We start from the raw sequence: 1602 nt of genomic DNA, 5'->3' as shown, positions 1-1602 counted from the left end.
AGCATGAGGATCTTCCGCTTCGCGAAGCGGTCCGCCATCATGCCGGCCCACGGGCCGAGGAACAGGGACGGCAGGAACTGCAGGGCCACGGTGATGCCGACGGCGGTGACGGAACCGGAGAGCTGGAGCACCAGCCAGTCCTGGGCGATCCGCTGCATCCAGAGCGCGATGACGGCGACGAAGTGCCCGATCGCGAAGATGCGGAAGTTGCGGACCTTGAGCGAAATGAAAGTGTGGCGCCAAGGCAGAGGCTGGCTGACGACGGCGAGTGGTTGGGTGATGGTGTCCGGCAGGGAAGCTGCGTTCGCCTCTAGCGGCGGAGGGGGTGCCACGGAAAAGTCCTCAAAAGAGCGGGTGAGTGGGATGGACTTAACGCTAGGCTGGCCCCAAGAGATTATGGAAGCCTATTCCACGCATAACTCGCATTACAAAACGCAATGCAGGGTATGCGGCACCCGATCCGGAGACCGCCATGTTCGAACCCGCCCAGCTCCGCTCGTTCCTGGCCGTGGCCGAAACCTTGAGTTTCACCAAGGCCGCCGAGCGCCTCGGCCTGGCCCAACCCACCGTCAGCCAGCACGTCCGCAAGCTGGAGACCGCCGCCAAGCGGGTGCTGATTGCCCGGGATACCCGGGATGTACGCCTGACCGACAACGGCGATGCCATGGCCGGCTTCGCCCGCAGCATCCTCGCCGCGCACGACTCCGCCGCCCGCTATTTCTCCGGCTCCGCCATGCGCGGCCGCCTGCGCTTCGGCACGGCCGATGATCTCGCCATCACCGGGCTGCCACGCATCCTCCGGGAGTTCCGGCAGATCTATCCCCAGATCAACCTCGAGCTGACGGTCGGGCAAAGCGACCAGCTCTACAAGCGCCTGAACGCCGGGCAACTGGATCTGGTCTTTGTGAAATGGGTGGCCGGGGCCAAGGACGGAACCGTGGTCCAGCAGGACGCCTTCGCCTGGGTCGGCCTGGAACAGACCGCGCTGGAACCGGCTGATCCTGTCCCGCTGATCGCCTACCCCTCCCCCAGCCTGAGCCGGAAGCTTGCGATCGACGCTCTGGAGGCCACCGGGCGCACCTGGCGGATCACCTGCACCACGCGCCAGATCAGCGGCGTACTGGCCGCCGTCCGGGCCGGCATCGGTGTGGCGGTAATGCCTTCCTCCCTGGTGCCGGAGGATCTGAAAATCATCACCCGCCGCTTCGATCTGCCGCCGGTGGGCGACGTCGATTTCACGCTCATCCGCAATCCGCTGGCCAATACCGAGGTGATCGATGCCCTGACGCAGGCGATCGTGGGCCGGACCCTGAAGCGACCGGCCTGACGCGCGGGCGGTCCCGCAGCCAGCGCTGATCCTGCCACGGTACCTACGGGGCGGACTACCCGGACCCGAGCAGTACTTACTTGACCATTGAACGGTGCACGTACTTCATCTATCCTGACACTACTTAAGATCCACCGTTCGAGGTCAAGCAGTGGCCCACGACAACGATTCGAAAAACGAACGCTGTCCGTCGCTGGCGCCTGTGGCTGGCGTCGGAACGTTCGGGATAGGCCGCCATTGATGCCAGCCATTAATCACCCCCGATTGCCCGCCCC

Annotated in this window: 2 protein-coding genes; one reads left to right on the top strand and one right to left on the bottom strand. The window is 65.0% G+C overall.

The window, feature by feature from the left end:
• Window positions 1-332: MFS transporter (locus tag LQV45_RS31070; protein WP_230011168.1), on the bottom strand; the 332-nt coding region annotated here is incomplete at its 3' end.
• 140 nt (window positions 333-472) lie between these two features.
• On the opposite strand from LQV45_RS31070, the gene LQV45_RS31065 reads away from it, so the two are divergent.
• Window positions 473-1327 (top strand): LysR substrate-binding domain-containing protein, encoded by an 855-nt coding sequence (locus LQV45_RS31065; protein ID WP_230011166.1) that lies wholly within the window; start codon window positions 473-475, stop codon window positions 1325-1327.
• Window positions 1328-1602 lie beyond the last annotated feature (275 nt).

This window comes from Microbacterium sp. Bi128, assembly GCF_918698205.1.
The sequence above is the reverse complement of the archived record's forward strand: the minus strand, read 5'-3'. Positions and strand labels throughout refer to the sequence as shown.

What these genes read in the sequence shown, in the direction of transcription:
- LQV45_RS31065 (WP_230011166.1), top strand. Translation starts at nt 473, where the DNA reads ATGTTCGAACCCGCCCAGCTCCGCTCGTTCCTGGCCGTGGCCGAAACC.